A 25,713-nucleotide genomic window follows, 5' to 3' on the forward strand; every position below is an offset into this window, starting at 1 on the left:
TGGACAGCATGTTTTATATGCGTTCCAGCACAAGCCTGATCAAGTCGTCTATCTGGTTTTTGTATCCTGTGTTAGCTTTTCCGGCCACACGATTGGCAATCACCATGCACACCGTGGTGGCTTTGTGGCCCATGAGCCTCGACAAACCGGCCAGGGCAGAGCTCTCCATCTCGAAGTTTGTTATCCGGCGGCCGTTATACTCAAAGCTCTCCACTTTCTCGTTCTGGTGCGGGTCGGCCAGCGGGATGCGCAGTTCGCGCCCTTGCGGTCCGAAGAATCCGCCGCAGGCGATGGTTATTCCCCTCACCATGTCGTCAGCGGCAATGCGTTCTACGAGCTCCTCGTCGGCATCGACAGCATAAGGGTAGGGGGCGCACATGTTTCCCGTCCATCCCAGGTGGGCAATGAGGGCGCGCTCCAACTGTAGGTCGCACACGGCATTTCGGCCGGCATAGAAGTTGAGTAGGCCGTCGAAGCCGATGGAAGTCTGCGAGCATACGAACGTACCTTCGGGAGTGAAAGGCTGCAGTCCGCCACAGGTGCCAATCCTTACTATCTCAAGATGGCGCAGGGTGCTTTTCTCTTGCCTTGTCTTGAAGTCTATGTTGGCAAGGGCGTCTATTTCGTTCAACACTATGTCGATGTTGTCGCAACCAATTCCGGTAGATATGACAGAGATGCGCTTTCCGTTGAATGTGCCGGTTATGGTGTGGAACTCGCGGCTCTCGACGTCACACTCCTTAGTGTCAAAATGCGACGCAACCAGCCCAACGCGGCCCGGGTCGCCCACCAATATGACCTTGTCGGCCAGTTGTTCGGGAGTTATGTGCAGGTGGAACACACTGCCATCAGAGTTAATGATTAGTTCTGACTCAGCAAAATATTTCTTCATATACCGTCATTTTAAAAGTTTGTTCTCTTCGTTTCTTATCTCTTTGCCTGTTTGGGCAATATTTGTCTCAAGCGATTCTATCTGTCTCTCGCTTTGCAAAATCTCGTTTTTCAGGGCGTTGCGTTCGTTGGTGCTCGCTGTGGCATAGTAGTCGCGGGCCTTTGCCAGCGCCTTGCTCAGAGCGGCATGCTTGCTTTCCAGCTCTTGCAGTGCCTTGAATTTTTCCAATCCTGCTTTAGAGCGGAAGTCGGCCATCTTGGTGTAGGTGGTCTTGTCGTTGACCACGAAGCTGAAAGAGCCCTTGGCTGCCATGGCAACCTTTTCGCTTTGCATGGCCTTGAGGCGCTCCATGGCCAGTTGCCTTTCTTTTCCGTCGCCCCAAGTGTCGGCAATCCTGTTAAGGTTGGCAAGGCTCCTGATTTGCTCTTCCGAATATTCGTCGGGCGAGTAAAGCTGCCTTGAGTCCGACGGAACGAACATATATATGCACACCTTGCCTTCGCTTTGGTTCCTGTCGGTGGCAAACCAGCCAATGTTGTTAAACTCGTCGATGGCATACATATAGTCGTTTGCCGTAGAGTTGAAAGGCATGCCGATGTTCTCCGCTTTCAGGAAAGTGCCCCTCTCCGAGTCGAATCGTGTGGCAAAGATGTCGTATCCGCCAATGCTCTCGTCGCCGGTGGCTGCAAAGTATAGCGTTGATCCGTCGGCCATCATGAACGGATAGTTCATCGACTTGTGCCCTGCGTCGTCGTCGAGTCCGTCAAGCCGGGCTGCGGGAGTCCACGAACCGCTCAGGTTGTCGCTTGTGTATAGGTTGAAGTCGCCCACCGAGTCTTCTCTTGAGAAGTAGCATTTGTCGCCCAGTCCGTTGACATACACGTATGCGTTGGCCTGGTCTTTGGCCTTGAAGAAGTCGTCATACTTGTACAGCCGGCCCGCATCCTGGCACAGGTTGTATTTTGTCAGGAATGCGTCTTTGTCTACAACCACGCTGTCAATGAACATTACTTTCTGTGTTGCGGCCACCATCTGTTCTATTCTCTGTTCTGCCTCCTTGGCCGTCTTTGCAGCCTGGGCCTTTGCGGCGGCCTGGCTTTGCCTTTTGCTTTGCCCGCTTGCCGGCATTGCCGAGAGCATGGCGAGTGCAGCTAATGATATCAATGTAGTCTTCATCATGCGGTTTGTTGTTACACTTCGTTTGGCATGCAATCACCGTTGCCCTTTGCAGCCGCGCTTATGTGGCTGCCGTTCAGATGATTGCTGGTTGTCTTTACAAAGGTAATGAAAAGATTTTGAAAACTTATGGCGTTAACATAAATTTGTTTTGGCTTTGGTGTCGCCAGCCTTCCGGCATGGTTTGGCCCCGGTCTGTTTGTATGAATATGTTACTGTATGGCTCAAATGGGCAACGCATTGTATGCCAGTGGCTTGCGATTCATTTCCGATGGCTTTGCGAAACGTGCCGTATGGTGTGTCCGTATGGCCCGTTTCGCATTGCAAAACAGCCCGTTCGGGCCCCTCGTTCGGGCCGTATGGCGTCGGCATGCCCGCCGTGTCATTATATTTCATGCACATTATGGGGTGGCACCATGCCATGAAAAAGCCGCCAGGCACATCTGTCTGATGGGCTTGGCGGCTGGTTTGCTTGCAGCTGTCGGCTCATCGCCGGCGCTCTTTGATTATGCCATGGCGGTAGGCATACAGCAGTTTCTTCAAGTCGACGATTTGCGCCTTCAGTTCGTTGCCGCAGTCGGTGTCGGCCACTAGCATCCTGTGGGCCGACATTTCCACTATTTGCGTGGTGCTCTTGATGTCGGTTCCGCGTTTTATGGCATCGGCCGCGCTGGTGAACGGCTCGTGTTGCACGAGCTGGAAGCCGCGGCTGTGGTATACGAGCGTATACCCGGCAATTCCCGTTTCGTTGTGGTAGGCCTCGCTGAATCCGCCGTCGATTACCATCAGCTTGCCGCCGGCCTTGATTGGGTTCTCGCCGTTTGACGCATGCACAGGCACGTGCCCGTTTATGATATGCCTGTTGTCGCCTGTCACCCCGAAAGCGTCGAGTATGCTGTCGCATATTGCCTCGTTGTCGCGCAGCCTGAAGTAGTATCCCTTTTCTTCCTTGTATGTGGTCTTGTCTTTCAGGAAATATCTTTCAAAAGTGGCCATCTTCGACTTGTCGAACAGCGGGCTGTCTTTTCCGCACCACAGGTAAAGGAAGTAGTCGATGGCGTAGGTGCGTTCGGCGGGGGCTGTGTCGGAATTGAACGCCGAGCGTATTGTCATCTCAATCTGGTACATCAGTTCCTTGCCACTGTATTTCTCGCCGTTGTAGAGCGTCACTTCTTTCAGCGTTCCGTCAGAGTTCAATGGCACGGAGGCGTGGAACAGCAGGTTGCTGTTGTATATTGCGAACATCCCTCCGTGTCCGAGCAGTGTCTTGATATGGCGGTGCAGCTTTTCGCTTACGGCGAAAGAGTGGTGCAGCCGCTTCATCAGCTTTGTTTCCTCTTCTGTCAGTTTGTATGGCGCGGCAGGGTCGACGGTTGGGAAATTGTTGCTTTTCATCTCGTATTCTTTGCCGTCGATGATGCAGACGCCGCGCTGCCGGTCGATGCACGACAGGAGGTTGCGCCCCGACATGCGCCATTCCGGGTTGCGCAAGAATATCTGTGCCTCTACCTTGAATTGTATTATGCTGATGGCTTTGTGCATTTGGGCTATCAACCTTATGGTCTTTCCGTCGAAAGTGGCTCCGTTGGTCACCTTGGGCATGAACTCCTCGCACGGGTCGTTGCCGTAAGTTTCCATTGCGAATGTGGCAAGCGGCACAAGGTTTATGCCGTAGCCTTCTTCGAGTGTGGCCAGGTTGGCATACCTGAGCGAAAGCCTCAGCACATTGCAGATGCAGGCGTCGTTGCCGGCGCATGCCCCCATCCATAGTATGTCGTGGTTGCCCCATTGTATGTCCCAGCTGTGGTAGCGCTGCATGGTGTCCATGATGATGTGCGCCCCGGGGCCTCGGTCGTAGATGTCGCCGAGTATGTGCAGTTGGTCGATGGCCAGCCTTTGTATCACGTTGCACAGGGCAATGATGAAGTCGTCGACCCTTCCGGTGGTGATTATGGTGTCGACGATGACGTTGACGTATGCCGTCTTGTTGGTGTCGTCGGTGTGTTCGTGCAGCAGTTCCTCGATGATGTAGCTGAAATCGGGCGGCAACGACTTGCGCACCTTTGAGCGGGTGTACTTGCTGCTTACGTCTCTGCAAACCTTGACAAGCTGGTGTATGGTTATGTGGTACCAGTCTTCAAGTTCGGGTTCGGACTCCTTAATCAGCTCAATCTTCTGCTCCGGATAGTATATCAGGGTGCAGAGCTCCTTCTTTTCCGACTCCCTGAGACTGTTTCCGAACAGTTCGTTCACTTTGCGCTTAATGTTTCCGGAGGCGTTTTTAAGCACGTGCTGGAAGGCTTCGTTCTCTCCGTGGATGTCGGCAAGGAAGTGTTCAGTGCCCTTTGGCAGGTGTAGTATTGCCTCGAGGTTGATGATTTCCGTGCATGCCGCCGCGATGGTGGGGAACAATTTGGACAGCCAGTTGAGGTACTGTGTGTCTGAATTGTGTTCAGTCTGTTGATTTTGGGTCATAGGTTAACGTGTTTTGTTATTATCTTCTTTATTTTTCTCGTTGTCCTGTCATCCTTTTCTGGCAGTATCATGAAGCCCTCGTCCAGTCCGGTCATGTCGGACAGCAGGTGCATGATGCGTGACGTGTGCTGCTCAAGCCCGCATTCCTTCAGCTCACCGGCCACCTTTTCTTCGTCTATGATGCTGTGTGTGAGCAGCTCAGCCATTCTTATCAGGTGACAAATGCCGAAGCCTTGTTCCTTGATTTGCCTTTTAGAGGCCTTTATTGCGGAAAGCAGGGCGTCGTCGGGCGATTCGTGCCCTCCCGTGGCCACTGCCTTGGCGTGGTTTGTCGCCGGCATGTGGTAGTTGTCGACACACTGCGGCAGTGCTTCAGGGGGTGTGAATCCGATGCATTCGATGCCTTTCGCTATAGTGTCGTTTATGTGCTCGTCGCATGAGAAAACGGCAATCTTGTGCCACTCTTCGTCGCTAACAGCGTTGCAGGCCTGCTGTTCCTCACTGTCCAGCCATCTGCTGTCGCCGGTTATCCCTGCCTTGATGAAGCCCCTGAGGGCCGTCTTCGTCTGTGGCAGCATGAGTTCCATCGTGTCGGTGTCGAGCACTTTCTTGTAAGCAAGAAACATCTGCCGGCCCATCTGCCCGTCGCTAATGGTCTCGGTGATGAGCGAGTTGAGAATGGTTTCAATGCGCGTGTTGTATCCAAGGCGTTCCATGTAGCCCGCCTCCATGCGCCCCATGGCTATTATGCAGTAGGCTTTCCGCAGGCATCGGCGTTGGTATAGCAACAGCTTTGGCAGCTTTTCGGTCCAATGCCTTTGCTTTATCACCCACGGTTCCAGTTGCCCGTGTGGGGTGATGACAACACGTGCGCCAGACTTCATGCCTATCTTTGCCGCCCTGGCAATAGACAGTCGCCATGCACCGTGGAGGTGGACGATTTGGGGTTTCCATGATTCGATTGCCTTGCGAAACGCCTTCAGGCTGTCGCACGATTGTATTTCAGTGCCATCAAGCATCGAGCCGGCCAATCTGTCTATGTATTGGCAGGCTCTCTCATCGTTTTTTATGTAGAAATGCAATATCCTCATGGTGCAGCTGGTTTTACCTTCTAATGAAGTCGTATTTGTCTGAAAACCTGTGGCGGAGCATGAAATAGAGGTTTTGCCAGGCAACCCTTGTTTCCATTAATGGCACAGACCACAAACTGACATGTACGCCGAACAGTTTCATTGCCTTGTTGGCAATGGTGGCCCTGAGCGCAAGCGTGATCATTGCCGAGGCTACGGCAGCACCCAGGATGGGCCAGTCGGAGGTCAAGGCCGAATATACCATGGCCGCTACCTGGGCCAGGTAGTTGATGTGCAGCAGCAGCGTGTCGGTGTTGAACAGCATCCGATAGCCGAAGCTGCGCTCAAGGTGCCTTCTTGTTTCCATGTAAAATAGGTGGCTGTTTGCCCATTTCTTCCTCGACGGGCTGTCTTGGATGATGTGGGCCTCGGGCTCTATGGCCACGGCTGTGCGTTGCGGCTGTGCATGCTCATTGGCTATGAAGTCGTATTCTCCGCGCAAGAACTTGAGGTTCTTCAGAAACCCGTTGTTGCTCATGAATACGCTTTTGCGCATAGCCAGGTTGTGCCCGTCGTACCTGTATGCCATCCCCCTTTGTGCCTTGCGCATGCAATAGCACGATGTGAGCAGTCGTTCAAACTGGTAAAACGGTTTGGACGACTGCTCAAAAGGTGTGAATCCGAGCACCAGGTCGTGAGAGGCGTTGCAGTGTCTGGACATAGCCTGAAGCCAATTGCTGTCATTCGGCTTGCAGTCGGCATCGGTTATTATAATCCATTCATTGTGAGCGGCTTTCACGCCAAGGGTTAAAGCCAGTTTCCGGCGGCTGAGATAGTGGCTCGACTCGGGAATGAACGTGGTGTATAAGTTGTTGTGCTGATGCTTGAAACGCTTCAGCACGTCTTCCGTTTCGTCGGTTGACGATTCGTCGACGATGATGATTTCATACCCCGGGGCATAGTCTTGGGTGAGGAATGCCGGCAGGTTGCGTTCCAGTTCTTGGGCATTGTCGTGGACAGCCATTATTATCGAGATGGCTTGTCCTTCGCCTTCCGGCGTGCCATCTTCTTCGCGATGCGGCCTTCTGTGCAGTCCGCTGCAGAATGGTGTGGCAGCGGCCAGCATGACAAGCAACGCGCAAATACATATAGTCAGCATGCTTATGACCATGGCCTGTGCATTAAATCAGCTCCTCACTCGTATATCCGGCAGGAAGGCGGCGGCAGTTGTATTGCGAAGCCATTATCTCGCCGTATGCCCCCGCCGACCGTATGGCAATCAAGTCGCCGCGCTGGCATCTGTTTATTTCGGCCTGCTTGGCGAATACATCGCTTGACTCGCATATCGGACCCACCACATCGTATGTGCCTACCGGGCCGTCGTTGCTTATGTTTTCTATCTTGTGGAAGGCGTGGTATAGGGCTGGCCGTATCAGGTCGGTCATGCCGGCGTCAACTATTGCGAATTGTTTTGCGGTGCCTTGTTTCACGTATAGCACCTTGGTGATGAGCGAGCCGCACTGGCCAACAACCGACCTTCCAAGCTCGAAATGCAGTTTTTGGCCGTCGCGCAGCTTCAGATGCTTTGCATAGGTGGCGAAATAGCCCTTGAAGTCGGGTATTGGCACACGGTTGGGGTGCTGGTAATCTATGCCCAGACCGCCTCCGACGTTGATGTGTTCCACCCAGATGTGGCTCTTCTCAAGCCTGTCTTGCAGTTCGTTGATGCGGTTGCATAGAGCCATGAAGTCATTCATGTCCATTATCTGCGACCCGATATGGAAGTGCAGGCCTTTAAACTGCACGTTGTTCAGCTGTTCGGAGTGGCGTATTGCCGTCTCCATGTCGGCCATGGCTATGCCAAACTTGTTTTCGGCCAGGCCCGTAGTGATGTTTGCATGCGTGTGTGCACCGATGTCAGGGTTTATCCTGAACGCAACCATTGCGGTCTTGCCGGCCTTCTGCGCCAGTTCGTTTATGACATCAAGTTCGGCAATGCTCTCAACGTTGAAGCAGAAAATGTCTTTTTCCAGGCCAAGGTTTATCTCCCAGTCGCTTTTGCCCACACCCGCGAAAACAATCTTTTCAGGTGAGAATCCGGCCTTGATGGAAGCCTCTATCTCGCCACCGCTCACACAGTCGGCTCCCATTCCGCTTTCCCTTATGATGTTCAATATCTTCGGGTTTGCATTGGCTTTTATGGCGTAATGCACCGTAAAGCCATTGTATTTGCCTGCCTCGGCATTTATTTCAGCCAGGGTGCGGCGCAGCAAGTCGGTGTCGTAATAGTAGAACGGGGTTGCTAATGTACTGAACTTGTCTGTTGGAAAATGTCCTTTCATAATGATGAGATTAATTACTTGGCACTATAGATGCACCCCGCGTGCCCCCGGTGACTTGGTCACGGGGGCACGGCGGGCAAGTAGGGAGATTTATTTGTTGAACAGAGTGTCGCTCAAGCTTTGCAGGGCGCGCTGCTTGTCGGCCTCTTTTATCAGGAACGATATGTTATAGTTGGAGCCTCCGTAAGAAATCATCCTCACCGGGATGTTCTTCATCGCTTCCATGGTGAGCGTCTCAAAGCCCACGTTGCTCCAGTCAAGGTCGCCCACGACGCACACAATGCACATGTTGCGGTCGACTGTCACTGTGCCGTATTTTTTCAGCTCGTCGACTATCTCGTCGAGGTGGGTCACGGTGTCTATGCTCATCGAGACGCCAACCTCCGACGTGCATACCATGTCGATGGGGGTCTGGTAGCTTTCGAATATCTCGAACACCTTGCGCAGGAAGCCGGTTGCCAGGAGCATTCGGCTGCTCTTAATCTTAATCGCCGTGATGTTGTCTTTGGCTGCCACGGCCTTTATCTTGCCTTGTTCGGTTTTGTTGCTGATAATTGTTCCTTCGGCTTCGGGTGCCATGGTGTTGAGCAGCCTCACCGGGACGCCTGCGTATTTTGCCGGCTGTATGCAAGTGGGGTGTAGTATTTTTGCCCCGAAATATGCCAGCTCGGCAGCCTCCTCAAAATGAAGCTGGTGCACGGGCGACGTCTTGTCGACAACCCTCGGGTCGTTGTTGTGCATGCCGTCGATGTCGGTCCATATCTGTATTTCCTCCGCGCCTATTGCCGCTCCGATGAGCGAGGCGGTGTAGTCGCTGCCTCCGCGCTGCAGGTTGTCTATCTCGCCATAGGCGTTCCGGCAGATGAATCCTTGCGTGATGTACACCTGTGCCCCGGCATTCTCGGCCATGATGGCGTTGAGTTTCTCTTTTATGTATAGAGGGTCGGGCTCAGAGTTCTTGTCGGTGCGCATGAAATCGAGGGCAGAGAGCAGCGTCACGTTGACCCCGGCCTCCTTCATGTAGTTTGTAACCATGTTGGTGCTGATGATCTCGCCTTGCGCAACGATGCTCTTTTCTTCGAAACTTGTGAAGAGCTCCTTGGTGAAAGTGCGCAGGTAGTTGAACTCCTCTACAAGGAAGTCCTTGGTCTTTTGCTTCCATTCGTCGGTGGAGTACAGCTCTTCGACATGCTTGAAGTATTTGTCTTCGAGCTTGTTTATTATTTCATTTGCACCGTCGGGGTTCTTTTTGTAGAGGTAGTCGGAGATTTCAACGAGCGAATTTGTTGTTCCTGACATTGCAGAAAGCACAACAAAAACAGGCTCCCCGGATGCGGTTACCAGTTTGGTTACTTCTTTCATTCTGGCTGGCGTGCCTACCGAAGTGCCGCCAAATTTCATTACTTTCATATCTTATTCAGTTTTTGTCTGTTATACTTCATGTCGTGGGCAGTTCCTGCCTGAGGTCAGCGTCGTTGTCGGCATCGTTTGGTTGCTCCTGGCTTTCGGCGTCGTCGGCCGGCGCCATCCTGTTGAAGTCGTCGGTCACTTCATGCAGATGGCCGTTTGCACAGCGGTAAACGATGCCGGGATATTTGTCGAGCAGGGGCATGTTGTGTGTGCTCATTATCACCGATGTGCCGGTTTGCGATACATATCTTAGCAACTTTATTATGTTTTCGGCGGTTTCGGGGTCGAGGTTTCCCGTCGGCTCGTCAGCCACTATCAGCTTCGGCTTGTTGAGTATGGCCCGTGCTATGGCTATTCGCTGCTGTTCGCCTCCCGACAGTTCGTGGGGCATTTTCTGCGCCTTGTCGAGCATGCCTACATCGTTGAGCACCTCGTTGATGCGCTTGTCAATCTGCTTCTTGTCTTTCCAGCCGGTGGCCTTGAGCACGAACCTCAGGTTTTTGTAAACCGTTCTGTCGCCCAGCAGTTGGAAGTCTTGGAATATAACGCCCATCTGCCGCCTGAGCGACGGCACGTGCTTGCGCTTGAGGTTGCGCAAGTCGTGGCCCAGCACCGTAGCTTCTTCGGCCTCATCCACGTCAAGCTCAAAGTAAACGGTCTTGAGCAGTGAGCTCTTTCCGGAGCCTACGCGGCCTATGAGGTAGATAAACTCACCCTCGTCGACGTGGAAATCAACGTCGCTGAGCACCGGTGTGTCGGCCTGTTGGTATATGTTGACCTTCTTGTAGTCTACTAACATATCTGCAATTTTTATGTTGTTTGCTGTTCTTTATCGTCGTTTTGCCGGGGCAGCAGCCCCTTGTTTGGCACTCTCAAGTGTAAGGCTTTTTCTTATAATAGCCGATGGCGTGTAACAAACTGTGCATCAGTCTGTTGGTAGACCGCCGTTAGAGCATTGCCGAATGGCCTGTTCCAGGCTCCCATACGGCCCGTTTCACGGTCTGTTCCGGCCCGTTTTGCCGCCTTGTTTCACCGTTGCCTTGCCCCCGCTTCGGTTTTGTACATATTGTTCACACCCGATGTGGCTTCCCGCCAACCATCTTGCCGTGCGCCATCAGTGCTTGTGCCAGTTCGGGTCGTGGCGCACCTGCAATTCCTTTGCGAGGTCTTCGATGCGAAGCCCCTTGCTGGTGAGCAACACCGTGAGGTGATAAAGCATGTCTGCCCCTTCGTATATAAGCCTTTCGTTGCTACCGTTGACAGCTTCTATCACAGCCTCCAATGCCTCTTCGCCAACCTTTTGGGCCATGCGGTTTATCCCGTCTTTGAAGAGCGACGTAGTGTAGCTGCCCTCCGGCATTTCTTCGTGCCGCTTCTCGATGAAGTCTTGCAGTGTCGTAAGGAACAGCAAGGGGTTGGCTTCGTTTGCCTCGCCCCAGCACGTGTCGGTGCCCTTGTGGCACGTGGGGCCGCAGGGGTGGGCCATGACCAGCAGCGTGTCGTTGTCGCAATCAGGGGCAATGCTAACAAGCTCAAGGTAGTTGCCCGACGTCTCTCCCTTTGTCCACAGGCACTTGCGGCTGCGGCTGTAGAATGTCACCCGGCCGGTCTGTATGGTCTTTTCGTATGCTTCGCGGTTCATGTAGCCAAGCATGAGCACTTTCATCGTAGTGGCGTCTTGTATTATGGCGGGCACGAGTCCACCTGATTTGTCGAAGTCTATTTCCATAATTGCGTTGTTATATCCTTACGTTGATGTTTTCTTCTTTCAAGTATGCCTTCAGTTCCCTTATGTCAATTTCTCCGAAGTGGAACACGCTCGCTGCCAAGGCGGCATCAGCATGGCCAATGGTGAAGGCGTCGCGGAAATGCTCTTTCTTTCCGGCCCCGCCGCTGGCGATGACAGGTATCGACAGCGTGTCGGCCAGCATGGCCAGTGCCTCGTTGGCATATCCCTCCTTGACACCGTCGTGGTTCATGCTTGTGAAGAGTATTTCTCCGGCTCCTCGGTCTTGCGCTTCCTTGGCCCACTCGAGCAACTTGCGCTCGGTGCGCAGTCGGCCGCCGTTGAGGTAGCAGTGCCATTGGCCATCCTCGAGCCTGGCATCGATGGCGCACACGCACACCTGGCTGCCGAATCGCCTGGCGATGTCGTCTATCAGGCCGGGCGAGCGCAGTGCAGCGCTGTTCACGCTCACCTTGTCTGCCCCGGCGTAAAGCAGTCGCTCGACGTCGGCCAGTTCGTTGATGCCTCCGCCGACGGTGAACGGTATGTTTATTTCGGCAGCTATCCGGGTAACCGTTTCTGCAAACGTCTTTCTGCCCTCGTGGCTTGCCGTTATGTCAAGGAAGATCAGTTCGTCGGCCCCCGCCTTGCTGTATGCCTTGCCAAGCTCCACAGGGTCGCCGGCCTTGCGTAGGTTGACGAAGTTTGTTCCTTTCACCGTCTGCCCGTCTTTCACGTCGAGGCAGGGTATTATCCGTTTTGCCAGTCCCATAGATCGTTCAAGTTTATCTTGCCTTCGTATATGGCCTTGCCAAATACTACGGCCGGTATTCCTTCGTTGTCAAGTTCCTTTATGTCGTCGATGTTCGACACCCCGCCACTTGCTATTAGGTGGAGTGTGGGGTGGGCAGCCATGATTTGCTTGTACAGTCCGGTGGCCGGCCCGCATAGCATGCCGTCTTTTGATATCTCGGTGCATAGCACGTTTTTGATGCCGTGGGCCGAATAGAAGTCAAGGTATGGCATGAGGCCCTGCTTGGTTTCGTCGAGCCATCCGTTCACAGCTATGTTCCCATTGCGCACATCGGCCCCCAGTATCATCTTGTCGGCCCCGAACCGGTCTATCCATTCGAGGCATGTGTCAGGCGATGTGACCGTCACCGAACCGACGGTGACCATGCTTGCGCCATTGTCGAATGCCGTTTTTATGTCGTCTTCTGTCTTGATGCCTCCTCCGAAGTCAATCGTGAGACTGGTCGCGGAGGCAATGGCGTTCAGTGTGCTTGCATTGACGATGTGCTTTGATTTGGCCCCGTCGAGGTCGACCACATGCAGCCTTTTGAACCCAATGTCTTCAAACCTCTTGGCAATGCTTGCCGGGTCGTCGCCATATACGGTCTTTTGGTTGTAGTCTCCTTTTGAGAGACGAACGCATTTCCCGCCGATTATGTCGATTGCTGGTATGAGCTCAATCATAGTTCGAGGAAGTTTTTAAGTATTTTCTCTCCTGTGCTGCCGCTTTTCTCCGGGTGGAACTGCGTGGCGTAGAAGTTGTCTTTGTTGAGCGCAGCGCTGTAGCTGACAATGTGTTCCGTTGTGGCAATGGTCGATTCGCACACCGGGGCATAATAGCTATGCACGAAATAAGCGAATTCTCCGTCGGATATGCCGGCGAAGAGCGGCGACGCAAGGCCGTGCAATGAATTCCATCCCATGGCCGGCACCTTGTCTTCATGCTTCCGGGGGGCAAACCTGATTACGTCGGCGTCGAATATTCCAAGGCAGTCGGTGCCTCCGCCTTCGTCAGAATGGCGGCACATCAGTTGCTGGCCAATGCATATCCCGAGCACCGGCTGGCGCAAATTGCGTATCACTTCGTCGAGCCTGCGTTCCTTGAGGTAGCGCATGGCGCCGCTGGCCTCGCCCTGGCCGGGGAACAACACGCGGTCTGCCTTGGCCAGCAGTTCGGCATTGTCGGTCAGTACGGGGGCTATTCCAAATCTCCTCAGGGTGTTGTCCACTGACTTGATGTTGCCTGCGTTGTATTTTACTATGGCTACGTTCATCAGCTGAAAATGATTGTCTTGTTCTTGTATGTGAGCACCTTGCGCTCTATATGTTTTGTTACTGCGCGTGATAGAACTATCTTTTCAAGGTCGCGGCCTTTCAGCATGAGGCTTTCTGGGGTGTCTTTGTGGGTGATTCTGACCACGTCTTGCTCTATGATGGGGCCTGCGTCAAGTTCTGTGGTGACGTAATGGCTCGTTGCTCCGATTATCTTTACGCCGCGCTCCCATGCCTGGTGGTATGGCTTTGCCCCGATGAATGCGGGCAAAAACGAGTGGTGTATGTTTATGATGTGGTTGGGATATTCGTTTATCATCTTCTCGCTGATGATCTGCATGTACCTCGCGAGCACAATGAATGTGACTTTCTCTTTGCGCAGCAGCTCTATTTCGGCTTGCTCTACCTCGTCTTTGTTTGAGTGGTCTTTGTTTATTGACCACACGTGGAACGGTATGTCGAATTGCTCGGCAACATACCTGAGGCTTTCGTGGTTGCTTATTATGCACGGTATGTCGACATTCCATTCGCCGGCATTGTACCGTGCCAGCAGGTCATACAGGCAGTGGCTCATCTTGCTTACGAAGATAGCCATTCGCGGGCGAACCTCATTGAAGTATAGATTGCATACCATGTTGTATCTCTGGGAGTAGAGTGTGTCGATGTATTCCTTTATTTTTTCACGCGGAATAAGGAAAGAGTCCAGTTCCCATTCAATGCGCATGAAGAACATTCCGTCTTGTCTGTCCACGTATTGGTCAAGGTATACGATGTTACCTTGATTGTCGGTGATGAACTTCGTCAGTTCCGTTATTATGCCTTGCTGATCGGGGCAATGTAGAAGCAAAATAGCCGTTGGTTTCATTTTTGTCTTTGTTGGTTTGCAATTATACTCCAATCAAAGGGCAAAGTTACAAAAATAATTTTATAATTGCATTTTATTTGTGGGAATATTGCACGCTAAATGGTTTTTGATGGCAATATGTTATTATTGCATGACGATTTTGTGCAATTCATCATTAAATAGCACTTGTTTCCGAACTTTTTGCCCATGGCGCATCGACACCAGGCCTGCTGGGTGCTCGTTTGTGGGTTGAGCGGCGGCAATGCGTGGCATTTGTGGGTTCGTCATGACTGCCGGTTTGTGTCAAAACCACTATGTCGAATTGTCCGGCTGTGCAATTTACGAACACGGCGGCACAAGAAATGTTGTGCCGCCGTGTTTATGTGTAACTGTGTGAAGGCTGGTGCCTTATTGCTCTTTTTCCTCTGCGCCCTTAAGGATTATGCTTGTTGCACCGATGGTGAAGAGAGTTCCGTCTTCGATTACACGGCGCTCGCGGTCACCAAGTATCTCGTTGTGTACAAACGTGCCTGTGTTGCTGGGCCCGTCTCTTAATATATACTTGAGCCTGTTGCGTTTGTCGTAGCTCACGTTAATTACGCAGTGGGTTGTGTCTATGCTCGGGTCGTTGGTCTCGATGGGAGTGTTGACCTTGCTGCCTTTCATGTATCTTCCAATCACGTTGTCGCCAAGCTTGAGCGGTATTACCTGTTTGTAATGGAAAACGTTTTCAATTACGATTAAGGCACCTACGTTGTTGTCCTTCAGGTTCTCGTCGACATTCTCCTCCTTCTGCAGGGCGCGCAACTTTGAAACGCCGATGCGTATGCTGAACTGCTTGCCGCACTGGGGGCATTCAAATACCAAAGACTGGCCTGTCTCGTATTTTGTTTCATCGAATGTGACGTAATTGTCACATTTGGGGCACCTTACTCTCTTCATCGCTTTTTATAAACCCAAGCCTGTTCGAAATATTTGTTGTTCCTGATGTTGCGCAGTGTGTCGTATGCATCCGACTCGTTTTGGAAATGGCCATATACAACCCGCACGATGTCATTGTTGATGTAGACGTCTGCATCTTTCCATCCTTCCTTATGAAGCTCGCTAACAAAGGCGTCGGCATTTCTTTGGGTGATGCGGCTTGCGAGCACTATGCAATAGCGGCCCAAGTCTTTTTGCGGAGCCGTAATGACGGAGTCGGCGGCTTGGTCCATGCGTGCTTCTGCCTTGGCTTTTGCCTTTGCCGAGTCTACCGACGCTTTCAGCTTGAGCGGTTTGGGCAGGCTGGTGCTGCCGGTGGCGTTTTGTTGCGCGTCGTCGAGTATGTTTGCCGACATTATGGCCTGCGGAAGGCTTCCAAAATTGGCATGGTTCTGGTAGCTGTTGGATATCGGCGGGGTAATTGCAAAGAATGCGATGACGGCCGCGGCGATGGCTACGGCGTTGCGAATCCACGCAACCTTTATTCTTATGACCTTGTCGTCGTCGGCTTCGCCGGTGGCATCGAGGGCATGGCGAGCCTGGGTGGGAGCTTCCTGCATGGCATCGTTGTTGCCGGCGGGCACGTCGTCTTTGGGCGTAGCGGCGCTGGCGGCCTTGCCCTCGGCTGTCATCTTCATCTCGAAAGAGCACAAACCGTAGAGCCATGGGGTCAGTACGCCGGCCTCACACGGTTCAAACTCATAGTTGCCATCCTCGTTGAGGGAAATTACGCCGATGTCGGTAAGCTCGTACGAACCTTCGTTCTGTATGTGTTGCTTGAGCTCGTTGACCTCTTCCTCAATCCTGTTGACGGCTTCCGGGTAGCTTATGTCGTAAGCCTCGACATACGACTGCGCGAGAAGCGAGTCGTTGAGCTTGAGCTTCGGGTTGAATCCCAGTGTGCTCAATGGCGGTAAAAAAGTATTGTCTGCCTCATCGTAGCGAGCTTCCACGTGATGAGTCATAAATCCACCTAAGCCGGGCACTATGACACACTCATAGTCCAGCAATAATATCTCGATATGTCTACCTATTTCAATCACATCTGCAAAATTACTCGTTTTTTGTGATATATACAACAAAATCAGGGATAAAATAGTATAAAATGGGGAAAAGCGTTTTCCATCTCAAATATATTTACTACATTTGCATCGTATTATTACGGTCAAAGCTTGAACTATGGAATACAAGGAAACAGCAATAAAGGGAGTTTTTATATTGGAGCCAAGGGTGTTTGAAGATTCTCGCGGCTATTTCTTCGAGGCTTGGAAGGACTCCGACTTCGCCGAGCACGTTGGCAAGGTGAATTTCATACAAGACAACGAGTCAAAATCCTGCTACGGCGTATTGCGAGGGTTGCACTATCAGAAAGGTGAGTTCTCGCAGGCAAAGCTGGTCAGGGTAATCAGGGGAAAGGTGCTTGACGTTGCCGTGGATATGCGTAAGGGCAGCCCGACGTTCGGCCGGCACGTCATGGTTGAGCTCAGTGAAGAAAACAAGCGCCAGTTTTTCATCCCCCGCGGTTTTGCCCATGGCTTCTTGGTGATGAGCGACGTGGCTGTATTTACATATAAGGTAGACAATGTTTATGCCCCGGCCCACGAGGCCAGCGTGCGTTACGACGACCCAGACCTGGGCATTTCTTGGCCCATCGACATGAAAGACGTAATAATGAGCGACAAGGACAGGGCTGCATCGCTGTTCAAGGATGCAGAGTATTTTGACTGATTAAAATAATGACGGCATAATTATGAACATTGCTATAGTTGGAACCGGCTATGTCGGCCTGGTGTCCGGGGCCTGCTTTGCTGATACAGGCGCCATCGTGACATGTGTTGATGTAAATGCAGACAAGATAAGGGCGTTGCAAAACGGGCAGATTCCCATCTACGAGCCCGGGCTCGACGAACTCGTGCTGAAGAACACCAAGGCCGGCCGGCTGAAGTTTACTACCGACTTGGCTTCGGTGCTCAATGAGCAGGAAATTGTGTTCTCGGCTGTCGGTACGCCCCCCGACGAAGACGGAAGCGCAGACTTAAACTATGTCTTGCAGGTGGCAAAGACCATCGGAGAGAACATGAACAAATACATGGTGGTGGTGACCAAGAGCACCGTGCCCGTTGGGACGGCGAGGAAAGTGCGCCATGCCATACAGGCGGAGCTTGACAAGCGGGGCGTCTCCGTTGAGTTTGACGTGGCCAGCAACCCCGAGTTCCTGAAGGAGGGCAATGCCATCAAGGACTTCATGTCGCCCGACCGTGTTGTAGTTGGCGTAGAGAGCGAGCGCGCAAAGAAAATCCTCACCAAGCTTTACAAGCCATTCCTAATAAACAATTTCCGCGTCATATTCATGGATATCCCTTCGGCCGAGATGACCAAATACGCCGCCAACTCGATGCTGGCCACCCGTATTTCGTTCATGAACGACATTGCCAACCTGTGCGAGTTGGTGGGAGCCGATGTCAACATGGTTCGCGCGGGCATAGGGGCTGACACGCGCATAGGCCGTAAATTCCTTTATGCAGGTTGCGGATACGGCGGGTCTTGCTTCCCGAAGGACGTCAAGGCCCTCATAAAGACGGCCGACGGTTACGGTTATTCAATGGAGGTGTTGAAAGCAGTAGAGCGCGTCAACGAAAAGCAGAAGTTGGTTTTGTTTGACAAACTGCAGAAAGCATACCATGGGCAAGGCCTCGGCGGCAAGACCATAGCCATGTGGGGGCTGGCGTTCAAGCCCGAAACCGACGACATGCGCGAGAGCACCGCCTTGGTAATGATAAGGAAACTGCTCGATGCCGGGTGCAATATCAGGGCCTACGACCCTGTTGCCATGAATGAGTGCAGGCGGATAATGGGCGACAAGGTTACATATTGCAAGGATATGTATGACGCCACTTTGGATGCCGATGCCCTGCTTTTGCTCACCGAATGGAAGGAGTTCAGGTTGCCAGCATGGAAAGTGATAAAGAAGTCTATGGCCCGTCCGCTTGTGATAGACGGCCGTAACATATTTGATTCTGAGGAACTTAGTGAGCTTGGGATAGAGTATCACTGCATTGGTAAATAAACAATATGCCATGTTAAGGAATGTTGTTGTGGGTTGGGCTTTGGTTTGTGTTCTGATGGTGTCGTGCCGTCAGGGCGCAAAGTCGCCCGACGCGACGCCTGCCGAAGACAAGGAAGCCAAAGGCTTGCTGCAGGGGATTTGGGTAGATGAGGAGTCGGAGAGCGTGGCTTTCAAGGTCGAGGGCGACTCTGTGTTTTACCCTGATGACACCAGCATGCCCACTTCGTTCAAGATTGTTGGCGACACACTTATCATGGGGAATCCTCCGTCGCGTTACCCCATACAGAAGCAGACGGCCAACTCTTTCTGGTTTACCAACCAGGCAGGCGACGTCATCCGCCTGGCCAAAAGCACCGACCCGAATGCCGCATTGGCCTTTGTGCACGAAAAGCTTAAGGTGATTTCGTTGACCGAGGTGTTGAAGAAAGACACCGTGGTGATGTACGGAGGTGAGCGTTACCATTGTTACATTGCCATAAACCCAACAAAATACAAGGTAATCAGAAAGACTTACAATGATGACGGCGTCGAGGTCGACAATGTTTATTACGACCAAATCATCCATGTGAGCGTATATCACGGGGCCGAGCAGCTGTATTCGCGCGATTTCAAGAAGAGCATGTTTGCCCATTTGGTGCCCGAGAGGTTCCTGTCGCAGGCTGTGTTGAGCAATATAGACTACAGCAGTGTGGGGTCCGACGGTTTTCATTTCGACGCCACATTGTGCATACCCGATGCTGCCAGTTGCTATCTGCTTGACGCCGTCATCTCGTTTGATGGCGAGATGCGCATGGAAGTGATAGACTACTGATAGCCTGTATGTGGGCGACGGCCGCCGGCCAGTGTCGTAAAAGCGCTTGTTGCCGTGTTGCCGCGCAGACAGTTTGCCGATTGGCAACAGATGCTGTGCCATTCGCCTTATGGCTGCTGGGCTGGGCGGGCTTACACGGTTGTTAGGCCGTTTTAAGCCCCAACTGGCGCTTAGAGCCCCAATCATATCCTTTCGTTGGCATGAATAAAGGCGGCTGCATTGGCTGGCATTGTAGCTGCCGGTGGCGCTGAAATGCGCCGGTAATGATGCCGCGGGCTAACGGTATTTTCTCGTTAAGCATGGAAGAGACATTGAGTTGGCTTGAAAATTCGCGCAGAGTGTCGTGTGATTTTCTACAGGTCATCATGCAGTACGGCCCGTTTGATTGTGTCAAACGGGCCGTACTGCATGGTTGTTTATGCCGTTTTGCAATGCAAAACGACCGTTTTTGTAAGATTGTGACTGTCAGGTCATTGCGTGGCGTTTGCAGCCTTGTCAGCCATTCTGTGCCGCGTGGCAGTCTTCTTGCAGCCACGCGTCAATGAGTTTTCTGGCTATCGACAGCTTTTCGGGTATCTCCGGCAAGTCTGATTTGTTGAACCAAGCCCCAGCGCTCAGCTCCGAGTGCTGCAGTTTAAGCGTTCCGCTGTCGTAGTCGGCGTTGAACCCGACCATCAGTCCGCAAGGATACGGCCATGGTTGGCTGCCGAAATAGCGTATGTTCTTAATTTGCAGGCCAGTTTCTTCCATTACTTCGCGTTTCACGGCCTCCTCAAGCGTCTCGCCCGTCTCAACGAAACCAGCCACAAGTCCGAAGAAGTTGCCTTTGAAATTCTTTGCATGAACCAGCAGCACATCGTTGTCGCGGTGCACCAACACAATGATTGCCGTCGACAGTTGTGGCCATACCTCGTTGCCGCATTTCACGCATTTTTTGCTTATGTCCGTGTGCTTCTCCATTTTAGACCCGCATATTCCGCAATACCTGTTGTGCGCGTCCCAATACAGTAGCTCCACACATTTGCCGGCCTTCACGTAAAGTTCGTAAGTCAGTTTGTAGTAGCTTTTTTTAAGTCCGCACAGTTCAAGCCTTCCGTCGCCGGTCTCCGGCGAGTCCAGTCTGTATGTCTTTGCTGTCGTGCCGTCTGCGTATGCTACGTCAAGCATGGCCATCTTTCCGTCAGTTGCAGTAGGCGGTTCTTCTCTGTAGGGTATTGAATACGTTCCGTCGTCCTGTCGTTCCAACAGCAAGTCGTTGCCGTAGAATGCAAAATAATAGTGCTTCATCGTTTCGTTTTGTTTTGTGTTCGTCTTTCGTGATTATTGTCAAAGATGGTTGGGCGTCATGGCTGTGAGCCCGATATGAGGCGCCTGTCGCGCTCGATGGCTCGGCCGGCCCATTCCAGGGGCACAAAGCGCCAGTTGTTGTTGGCCCTTGGCGTGATTGTGCCCATGCGTTCTATTTCCTCCATGAGGCACTGGCGTTGGTCTTTGGTGCTTTGCCATACGATGCGCCGGGGCAGTTCTGTGGTGGGTATGCCGGCGCCCTTGGTCAGCAGTTCGCCGCCCCCATTGCCGCGGTAGCTGTTCATAGCCACCGTGTACCATGCACTGTAGTCAAACATGCCGCCGCCCGACATGCATTTGACGTTAATCCTTTCACCGGCAGGTTTCGTCACGTCCACATCGTAATCTATGCCGGCCGCGCTGTCAAAATTGAATGTAAGGTTTTTGAACCTGTATCTCACTTTGCCAGCTTTCGTCTCCTTTTCCATCAGCATTATGTGGTCTTCTTCCGACGCCATAGTGCCCACCCATAGCCCATAGCTCATTTCAAGGTAGTCTTTTATTTCGCGCCCGGTCATCTTGACTACATATATTTGGTTTTCATATCTGTACAGTTTAAACATGTCGCTTACCCTGATGTCGCCTTTTTCAATCTTGCTGTTGAACGACAATGGTGCATTGAACGATATGTCGGCATGCGTTATGGCAAGCTGCAAGTTGTGTATCAGGTCGGTGAATGGCGCACACCCGAAGAAACAGTCGTTGGTGTTGATGCTGCTTTCAATCAGTCCGATGCGCCGGCGGCAAAAGTCGTTTGTCTCGTCCCGGGCTTGTCGGAAATGCATTTCAAAGCCAACGTCGGCGCGTTCATGGGTTATGTCGACAATTCCGCCGGTTATCCTCTTGCCTGAGATTTTGTTGCCGGCCTTCTCAACCTTAATTTCCGCCGAGGCCACGGCCCTTGCGTCGCACGAGGGGTTGAGGCAAACCACACTGCTGTTGTCACCGTTGCAAATTGTAGCCTGCCTTGTTGTGTGGTCGTGTCCAAAGAAAATCACGTCGATGCCTTCCACCTGGTGGGCCACCCGTTCAACCTCGTCTTCATTGCAGTGGGTGGTGCTTATGCCTCCGTTCCATCCACTGTGAAACAGTCCGATGGTCAGGTCGGGGGCTTCCTTTTCCCTGATCAGCTTCACCCATTTGCTGGCCGAGTCGGCTATGCTCTCGAAGCGCATGCCACTCCACAGGCTCTCGTTGAGCCAGTTGGGTACCGCCGGAGTCACCATTCCGAGAATGGCAATCCTTATGCCCTGCCTTTCAATCATGGTGTATGGCTTGAAATACGGCTTGCCGCTTGCTGTGTCAATGATGTTTGCCGCTACGACCGGGCAATTGGTTTCGCCAGCCCATTTGTCATATACGCCGTGGCCGGTTTCTATGTCGTGGTTGCCAATGGTGCAAGCATCGTATCCCAGGTAGTTGAGCATTTGCGAAGCAATGTTCGTTGACTGTGGCTTTATCGAGTTGAAATAGTTGCATATTGGCTGCCCTTGCAGTATGTCGCCATTGTCAATGAGTATCAGGTTGCTGCCATACTTGGCCCTTTCCTTCTTGACATAAGAGCAAACCCTGGCCAAAGAGCCCGGGGTGGGGCGCTGTTCGATGAAGTCGTATGGCAGGAAGAAGCCATGCACGTCGCTTGTGGCGATGATTTTCAGGTTGATAGTTTCTTCGTTTGTCATGTCCGCAACTGTCATTCGAGCAAGAAGTTGAGTATGCCTTGCATTATCGACTGCCGCTTTTCGGCGTCTTTTATGCATTCAAGCGGGAAGCCCATGGCAAACGAACGGTAGTCGGCACCGCGGTAGGCAACCCCCGCATCGCGCCCGTCGGGATAGCGCATGGCGGCAAATGCCGGCCAGATGGGACGCAGCACTTCGGGCGAGGCCACGCAGTAGTGTTGCTCGTTTAGCGTGTCGTATATCTGCATCGTGGTGCTGAGCCCGTAGACCGAGCCACCGCGCGTGCGGCTGTTGCCTGTGTATTGGAATTTCAGTATGTCGGCCAGAAACTGCTGTTCTGCCGGTTTTTGCATGTCGCTGCCCATGTATGCTCCGCTGACCAACACCGCTCCGCCGCGCGCGGTATAGTCTTTCAGCTGGCTTTGCATCATGGTCGAGAACGTCTTGTAGTATTTCAGGCTGTGCCCGTCGTTGCGCTCCAGTCCCAGTATAAGGTCTACCATCTGGTAGTGTGACAGGTTTACGCTTCCGCTTTCGACGGCTTCGTCAGAGCAGCTTGCAATGTTGTAGCGTTTGTTTGCCATCATTGCCTCGGCATGGCAACGCACATAGTCCATGTCGTTGCCCGCCATTACCATCCCGCTGAAGTCGTCGTTGCTCCAGCCAAGGCCGCTTTCGTCTTCAATGCCCATCTTGTCGCGGTCGAAGCAGACCTGCCGGCCCACCCAGCCCCCGGTGCTTCCGAGCGTCACGCCCGGGTCGGCGTCGAAGTCAAAGCCTTGTTCCTCGGCGTTGTCGCGTACGGCAGGCGAGGCCAGGCGCTGGAATCCGTTGACGATAAGTATGCTTTTTTCTGCCCCGGGGTTGTACATGGCGCACAGCACTTCGGTTGGGAAGCTCTTGCCGCCGCGCGTCACTGCCGCCACGCGGAAACTGTAGAGCACGCCAGGGTCGAGCTTCACAGTGTGGCTGTTCTTGCCTCTGATGTATGTGCCGTTGTCGAAGTCACTGTGCCCGTAGCTTGTGTACACTATGTAGCCCGTGGGGTGTGACGTGGCTTCCTGCGGGTCGTCTACCGGCTGCCATCTCAGTGTGGCTTCGCCTTTGCCCGACACTTCGATGCTGAAGTTCTGCGGTGTCAGTGGCGTCACGGCGTAGGGGCGGCCGTGTTGTTCTGATATATAGCGCAGGATGGTCTTGTATATGGAACGGGCAAGGGTGAACTTGAAGTTTGGGTCTTGCCCGTAGCGCATGTCGGGAAAGTTCTGGTGCGACATTGTTTCAAGTATTGCGCTTGGCACTCCGGGCACCCTGGTTTCCGAATAGTTCTTGTCGAGCAGGTCGCGCTTGCTCCAACTGCCGTATTTGTATTGCAGGTCGCGCGTGGTGTTCGTAAGCAATGCCTCGGCCAGGTCGCGTGAGGCTAAGCGTGATATGCCTGCATTTAGCCTGCCGCCGTTGAACCTTGTCGTGCAGATGGCGAGCGAGCCGATGAGCCCCACGCCGTCTTTGGCGTACCCGGCGTCGCTGTGTATTGCCAACGAAAGCTCGAACGGCACCTTCTTTCCGTCGGTTGTGGGCATGTAGCATGAGCCTCCGCCAAGGTAATTGGTCATGAACGACCTCACGTTTATGTCGTCGGCATAGTCGTTTGTGCCATTGCGCGAACTGTAGACCGTGTATGGCATGCCGGCCCATTGGGCATAGTAGCGTGCTCCTTCCATGCTCCGTGGCAAGCCGCTCGTCTGTCCCCCGCGCTCAATGTTGCCCATGCCGCCGCCAAAGCGCACGGCGTCTGCAGTCACGACACCGCGGCGCGAGCTTTGGTTTGTAAGCACAACGCGGTTGAACTCGTCGCTGCCTGCATCGAAATCAAACGTGCCCAAGTAGACCCAAGTGCCTCCGCCCATCTGTTGGTTGACTCGGAATTCGGTCTTCTCACCTTTGTGCCATACTGTATACCTTGCGTCGTCGACGCTGTTTTCCAGTGTCTGGTAGCTTACGTACACGGCATATCGCCCTTCTGCCGGGAAGTTGGGCTGGTATGATATGATGCTGTATCTTTTCTTGCTTCCCGTGGCTTGGGCCATGCGAGCCGTCCCGGCAACAAACGGATTCTCGCCGTCGGTATACGTGCCATTGTGCGATGCGAACCCCTTGTCGCCTGTGTTGTGCCACTCGTGCTTCGAGTTGACTTCGATGTACCGTGTCCCCTGTTGCCTGTCATCGTTGTCTACAATGACCTCATGCTTCTGCATGTCGCGTTCGCGTGGCGTAAACACAATGGCGCCGGCGTTCTCGAGCATCGGTATGAGGTAAGGTATGACGATGGTGGGGGTAAACAGGTCTTCGGTCGTTCCGAACAGTTTGGGGCGTTGCCATTTCCATTTGCCCTTGTCGGAGTCAAAGTATCGGCCATGGCTAGCCCACAAAGAGATGTGCCTGTTCTGTAGCCCGTGGGTCGGCTCTATAGGCGAAGAGGCGTTGCTCACCCATGGTTTCCCGTCGTAATCGATGTCTCCCCATAGGTTTATTTTGCCAGGTTTCCTTATTATCCTGTGCGGAACCAGGTCTTCAATGGCCATCCCGTTGGTTATGATGGTTATGGCGTATTTCCTGTACGGCTTCGGTATGGCTTTCCTGACGCGCTTGTATATGTCGGCGGTTGTCTCCTCAGAGAACTCCTGTGCGGCAAAAGTGCCGTCGGCATTGATTACCAACGTCTTCTTGTTGTTGTCGACCTTGTAGCTGAGCATCTTCGGAGCTTGCGCCAACTCTTGCTTCTTTGGCTTGTACTTTGTGAAATATGCCTCAAGCTTTTGTGCCATTTTCCGCTCTTGTTCGGCCGTTTGGGCAAATCCAGCCGCGGCCATGAGCAATGCCATGGCTATGGAAGTATATCGGATATCCATTTGTCTCTATATGTCGCCCGTGGTGAAGTTTTCCGGCTTCAGGCCCTCGAAGCGTTTGAAATACAGTTTGATTTCGCGCATCTGCCTGTCGATGTCGCCGTCAGGCATTATTGTTCGCGTGCATTCTATTAGTTTTTTCTTATAGTCGATTCCGTACAGCAGTATCGGCATGTTGGCTTTTGCGGCAATGTAATAGAACCCTTTTTTCCATTCGGCCGTGGCCGAGCGAGTGCCTTCCGGGGTGATGCAGAGTTGGAATGTTGCAGATTCGGCCGCAGTCTTGGCCAGGTTGTCTGTCATGTTTGTGTGCTTGCTGCGCCATACGGGTATGCCGCCTATTTTCCTGAAAAAACACCCTAAAGGCCAAAAGAACCATTCTTTCTTCATCAGAAAGTTGCTCTTCAGGCCTTCAGCACGTGAATACAGCAAACCAATTATAAAATCCCAATTACTTGTGTGCGGTGCCAAGCATATTATAAATTTGTCGGGGTGTGCCTCTGTAACATTGGTTGTCCACCCCATGCGCTTGAATAATATCCAGCGGCAAAGTGATTTCAGCATTTCAATGGCACTCTTATTCCGAGATTTTTATTTGGTTGATGATTTCAGAGATTTGCTCGTTGAACTTGTTGACCAAGTCGTTGAAGTATGCTTTGGCGGGCAAACCGGGTTCCGGATGGGAAATACGGCTTATGAAATCGCTCTCTGTCTTTATCAGGGTGTGCATCAGCGCCTCTGCACATTCTTTCTCTTTTGGGGTTCCGTACAAAGATACTGCAACGCATTCTGCGAAGATGTCCAGGCAAGTCTGCTTGATTTCTCTTTTCAATGTTCTTTTGTTTGGCATGATTGTGTTTCCTCCTTGCTTAATTAGTCCAGTTATTCTTTCTTTCGTCAAAGATACTGTTTTTATC

The 25,713-nt window shown here is 52.6% G+C and carries 23 protein-coding genes; 3 read left to right on the forward strand and 20 right to left on the reverse strand.

Features of this window, described 5'->3' with window-relative positions; all coding sequences use genetic code 11:
* Positions 1-13: 13 nt before the first annotated feature.
* The 15 genes from H6B30_RS02710 to H6B30_RS02780 form a co-directional block, all read right to left on the reverse strand.
* On the reverse strand, positions 14-892 hold the full coding sequence (locus H6B30_RS02710; RefSeq protein WP_205107657.1) for a nucleoside phosphorylase: 879 nt from the start codon (positions 890-892) through the stop codon (positions 14-16).
* Between the two features lie 6 nt (positions 893-898).
* The gene (locus H6B30_RS02715) at positions 899-2,071 is read right to left on the reverse strand and encodes a hypothetical protein (protein ID WP_205107659.1); all 1,173 of its coding nucleotides are present in this window, start codon (positions 2,069-2,071) and stop codon (positions 899-901) included.
* 483 nt (positions 2,072-2,554) lie between these two features.
* A complete protein-coding gene (locus tag H6B30_RS02720) occupies positions 2,555-4,543 on the reverse strand; it encodes a fructose-1,6-bisphosphatase (RefSeq protein ID WP_205107661.1) in 1,989 nt (662 codons plus the stop codon).
* Entirely contained in the window at positions 4,540-5,634 is a 1,095-nt protein-coding gene (locus tag H6B30_RS02725; protein ID WP_205107663.1) for a glycosyltransferase, read from the reverse strand. The genes H6B30_RS02720 and H6B30_RS02725 overlap by 4 nt, the downstream gene beginning before the upstream one ends.
* Before the next feature lie 13 nt (positions 5,635-5,647).
* On the reverse strand, positions 5,648-6,772 hold the full coding sequence (locus H6B30_RS02730; RefSeq protein WP_205107665.1) for a glycosyltransferase: 1,125 nt from the start codon (positions 6,770-6,772) through the stop codon (positions 5,648-5,650).
* A gap of 22 nt (positions 6,773-6,794) precedes the next feature.
* The gene (lysA, locus tag H6B30_RS02735; RefSeq protein WP_205107667.1) at positions 6,795-7,955 is read right to left on the reverse strand and encodes a diaminopimelate decarboxylase; all 1,161 of its coding nucleotides are present in this window, start codon (positions 7,953-7,955) and stop codon (positions 6,795-6,797) included.
* A 90-nt stretch (positions 7,956-8,045) separates the two neighbouring features.
* Complete coding sequence (locus H6B30_RS02740) at positions 8,046-9,365, reverse strand: aspartate kinase (RefSeq protein ID WP_205107669.1); 1,320 nt, start codon at positions 9,363-9,365, stop codon at positions 8,046-8,048.
* Between the two features lie 28 nt (positions 9,366-9,393).
* A complete protein-coding gene (locus tag H6B30_RS02745; RefSeq protein ID WP_205107671.1) occupies positions 9,394-10,164 on the reverse strand; it encodes a cell division ATP-binding protein FtsE in 771 nt (256 codons plus the stop codon).
* 315 nt (positions 10,165-10,479) lie between these two features.
* A complete protein-coding gene (gene hisIE / locus H6B30_RS02750; RefSeq protein ID WP_205107673.1) occupies positions 10,480-11,094 on the reverse strand; it encodes a bifunctional phosphoribosyl-AMP cyclohydrolase/phosphoribosyl-ATP diphosphatase HisIE in 615 nt (204 codons plus the stop codon).
* A 10-nt stretch (positions 11,095-11,104) separates the two neighbouring features.
* Positions 11,105-11,863 carry an imidazole glycerol phosphate synthase subunit HisF gene (hisF, locus tag H6B30_RS02755; protein ID WP_205107676.1) on the reverse strand — a complete coding sequence of 253 codons (759 nt, stop codon included), beginning with the start codon at positions 11,861-11,863 and terminating at the stop codon, positions 11,105-11,107.
* On the reverse strand, positions 11,842-12,567 hold the full coding sequence (gene hisA, locus H6B30_RS02760; protein WP_205107678.1) for a 1-(5-phosphoribosyl)-5-[(5-phosphoribosylamino)methylideneamino]imidazole-4-carboxamide isomerase: 726 nt from the start codon (positions 12,565-12,567) through the stop codon (positions 11,842-11,844). Before hisA ends, hisF begins: the two co-directional genes overlap by 22 nt.
* Positions 12,564-13,157, reverse strand: a complete 594-nt coding sequence (hisH, locus tag H6B30_RS02765) for an imidazole glycerol phosphate synthase subunit HisH (protein WP_205107680.1) — start codon at positions 13,155-13,157, stop codon at positions 12,564-12,566. Before hisH ends, hisA begins: the two co-directional genes overlap by 4 nt.
* On the reverse strand, positions 13,157-14,020 hold the full coding sequence (gene purU / locus H6B30_RS02770; RefSeq protein ID WP_205107682.1) for a formyltetrahydrofolate deformylase: 864 nt from the start codon (positions 14,018-14,020) through the stop codon (positions 13,157-13,159). The genes hisH and purU overlap by 1 nt, the downstream gene beginning before the upstream one ends.
* Positions 14,021-14,407: 387 nt before the next feature.
* On the reverse strand, positions 14,408-14,941 hold the full coding sequence (locus H6B30_RS02775; RefSeq protein ID WP_205107684.1) for an FHA domain-containing protein: 534 nt from the start codon (positions 14,939-14,941) through the stop codon (positions 14,408-14,410).
* Entirely contained in the window at positions 14,938-16,023 is a 1,086-nt protein-coding gene (locus tag H6B30_RS02780; RefSeq protein WP_205107686.1) for an HU domain-containing protein, read from the reverse strand. Before H6B30_RS02780 ends, H6B30_RS02775 begins: the two co-directional genes overlap by 4 nt.
* 136 nt (positions 16,024-16,159) lie before the next feature.
* Here H6B30_RS02780 and rfbC point away from each other — a divergent pair, with 136 nt between their 5' ends.
* The 3 genes from rfbC to H6B30_RS02795 are packed head-to-tail and all read left to right on the forward strand — an operon-like array spanning position 16,160 to position 18,858.
* Positions 16,160-16,708, forward strand: coding sequence for a dTDP-4-dehydrorhamnose 3,5-epimerase (gene rfbC, locus H6B30_RS02785; RefSeq protein WP_205107688.1), 549 nt, complete (start codon positions 16,160-16,162; stop codon positions 16,706-16,708).
* 22 nt (positions 16,709-16,730) lie between these two features.
* A complete protein-coding gene (locus tag H6B30_RS02790; RefSeq protein WP_205107690.1) occupies positions 16,731-18,047 on the forward strand; it encodes a UDP-glucose dehydrogenase family protein in 1,317 nt (438 codons plus the stop codon).
* Between the two features lie 10 nt (positions 18,048-18,057).
* Positions 18,058-18,858, forward strand: coding sequence for a DUF4738 domain-containing protein (locus tag H6B30_RS02795; protein WP_205107692.1), 801 nt, complete (start codon positions 18,058-18,060; stop codon positions 18,856-18,858).
* A gap of 495 nt (positions 18,859-19,353) precedes the next feature.
* Here the strand turns inward: H6B30_RS02795 and nudC are convergent, their stop codons facing one another.
* Genes nudC through H6B30_RS02820 form a run of 5 tightly spaced genes read right to left on the reverse strand, consistent with a single transcriptional unit; the run spans position 19,354 to position 25,628 of the window.
* The gene (gene nudC, locus H6B30_RS02800; protein ID WP_205107694.1) at positions 19,354-20,145 is read right to left on the reverse strand and encodes an NAD(+) diphosphatase; all 792 of its coding nucleotides are present in this window, start codon (positions 20,143-20,145) and stop codon (positions 19,354-19,356) included.
* 56 nt (positions 20,146-20,201) lie between these two features.
* A complete protein-coding gene (locus H6B30_RS02805) occupies positions 20,202-21,887 on the reverse strand; it encodes a bifunctional metallophosphatase/5'-nucleotidase (protein ID WP_205107696.1) in 1,686 nt (561 codons plus the stop codon).
* 11 nt (positions 21,888-21,898) lie between these two features.
* A complete protein-coding gene (locus H6B30_RS02810; RefSeq protein WP_205107698.1) occupies positions 21,899-24,799 on the reverse strand; it encodes a golvesin C-terminal-like domain-containing protein in 2,901 nt (966 codons plus the stop codon).
* A 6-nt stretch (positions 24,800-24,805) separates the two neighbouring features.
* The gene (locus tag H6B30_RS02815) at positions 24,806-25,360 is read right to left on the reverse strand and encodes a 1-acyl-sn-glycerol-3-phosphate acyltransferase (protein ID WP_205107700.1); all 555 of its coding nucleotides are present in this window, start codon (positions 25,358-25,360) and stop codon (positions 24,806-24,808) included.
* Between the two features lie 13 nt (positions 25,361-25,373).
* Positions 25,374-25,628 (reverse strand): hypothetical protein, encoded by a 255-nt coding sequence (locus tag H6B30_RS02820; RefSeq protein ID WP_317236395.1) that lies wholly within the window; start codon positions 25,626-25,628, stop codon positions 25,374-25,376.
* Positions 25,629-25,713: the final 85 nt, after the last annotated feature.

It is taken from the genome of Marseilla massiliensis (assembly GCF_016899955.1).
Taxonomy (GTDB): domain Bacteria; phylum Bacteroidota; class Bacteroidia; order Bacteroidales; family Bacteroidaceae; genus Prevotella; species Prevotella intestinigallinarum.